General features: G+C 28.5%; 1 protein-coding gene and 1 pseudogene. Both read right to left on the reverse strand.

The features are described 5' to 3' along the window. Window positions 1–719: 719 nt before the first annotated feature. Window positions 720–1184, reverse strand: a complete 465-nt coding sequence (locus KPC_RS19230; protein ID WP_121975915.1) for a hypothetical protein — start codon at window positions 1182–1184, stop codon at window positions 720–722. A gap of 598 nt (window positions 1185–1782) precedes the next feature. Further along, window positions 1783–2232: pseudogene (locus KPC_RS20520) on the reverse strand (hypothetical protein); the annotation flags it as partial.

A 2232-nucleotide genomic window follows, 5' to 3' on the forward strand; every position in this document is an offset into this window, starting at 1 on the left:
ATAAAATAGATACCATACTTCTCATTACTCTGCTCCATTATTTTCAGTGTCCGTTTCATTTAAACAACTGAATAGCTAATCTTCAAGATCCAATAAAATTATAAAAATTGTTCCATTTTCTTCGTCAATAAATCTGAATTCTATTTGATCGGAAGCATCTGAAAACAAACGATTGACTCAAAATTCATCTGATTCACCAATATATTCCACTTTCTTCATTTTATTAATAACTTTATAGTTTAATCCTGTATTTAAAAGATTTTCTGGTATAAGATTTTTAAATAAATCCGTTTACTGTACATTATATTTCCAAACATTTTGAGTAATTGAACATTTACAGCTTCCCCACTTGTAAACAAATCTCCCTAATTAATCCTTATTAAATATGATAGCTAGACCTTATTATAGAATGATTATTATGCATTAGATTAATTCATTCAGAACATCTGGCAATATATTCTTTATTAAGTTCATATTTATTAAAAAGATTATTAGAATAATGCTCACAAATATATTTTATCACCCCCAACTAAATGATATCAAAATATTAAAAAAACTTAATGCAACATCATGATCATATTGCGCTATTTCAAAAAGCATCTATGAATAAAGTGTTTTTCTTACCACCAAATTTTACCTTCTTTAAGACCTTTTCCATCTTTTGAAATACATAACCTCTTATCCCGTTAAGCTCAAAAATTTATATTTAAAAATCAATTTTATGGGGCGTTAGAATTGCGTATTTCTAATATTTCATTACAACCCTTAGAATCTGAATAAATGAAAATCCGCTGATCTTGGTTTTCTAATAAAATAGCATCCTTATCAGCACCAAAGGCATTTTTAGAAACATCACACTTATAGGATTGCAGTTTAAAATTCTTGACCACGTCACATTTCGGTTCAGAAGCAGCTTCATCAAAACCATACCATTCTGTAATATTTTGATTTAAGCAAGAAATTTGACTGGTTTGATTGCTGTCATCTATTACAGCCACATTATCTGTAATTACTTTTGATTCGCTTACCGGTAAGGCTTCATTGGTAACTAAAGATTGTTTCTCATTCTCGTCTGTATACATTATATTCTGTTCGTTATTTAAACCACTTTGTACTTTATCTTGGTTTTTATCATTGCATGCAACTAAAGCACTTATAAAAATTAAAATATAAATATTCTTCATGACTGAATGCTCATAATGATGCACTATCTAAAAATGGAGTTGGATCAATTAAATCCGAACGCCGTTTATAAACGCTTGTTCCGCTTAAAGTACCTTTATTATTTGGGTTTGAGTACATTTCTAAATGCAACATCATACTTGGAATACCTTTTGTTGTTAAGCTACCAACATCTGCAATTACCTGCCCTTTTACAACTTTATCTCCAGCTTTTACTAAAGCTTTACCTTTTTGAACTTCGCCATAGTGAATGATATGCTTTTTATGAACTATTTCAATGGCATCAGTGTTGTCATAAAAGTAATAAATATTTTATACTCAAACCCTCGTCTCTCTACTAGTCCAGCCATTACCGCTCCATTAGAGATGACCATCCCAAAGTCGCATTCAAATACTTACGAAACCACTCTTTTCTTACATGATTTTCTGAATCATTAAAGCTTACAACTTGGTTTTTCTTAGCATAAACAACAATATCTAATGCTGTTCCCATATGATTTCTAAGGGATATTCACAGATTTTTTTGATTTTATCAAACTTACAGTATAAAACTAATTACTTAAAATTAGAAACACAACAAAGACATATAATTTTAAGATGCTATTTATTTTTGCCTATGAATTCAGCGGGTGCTATACTAATATTATCACATCCAAATGTTGCAGATATACATTTAAATTTACTATCAATTACAACCTCTATTTTCGATATTTTATTATCTTTTTTCCTTATATCTGCCAAATAAATGTATTTTTTTCCCTTATCATTATAAATTAATTGATCACCCTGTAAAAGATCAACCTTTTCATCCCCTTTATCTCCAAAAGAATCAATGACATTAATTAAAACGACTTTATTACTTTTCATATCATATATAAATGTATTTACCTCAGATTTGCTAAAAGTATCTTTTATATAATCAATCTTATAACTTTTCCTCAATCTAAAAGCTGAAACACTCTTATCATTATAAAGCAAATGCATATTAACTGATGATTTAACAGGAACGACATCCGTATATAAATTATAGATCATATTTTTATTTAAAAC

This window comes from Acinetobacter stercoris, assembly GCF_900323515.1.
In the GTDB taxonomy this organism is placed as follows: Bacteria; Pseudomonadota; Gammaproteobacteria; order Pseudomonadales; family Moraxellaceae; genus Acinetobacter; species Acinetobacter stercoris.

Coding starts and splice junctions, on each gene's coding strand:
- KPC_RS19230 (WP_121975915.1), bottom strand. CDS start 1,184: ATGAAGAATATTTATATTTTAATTTTTATAAGTGCTTTAGTTGCATGC.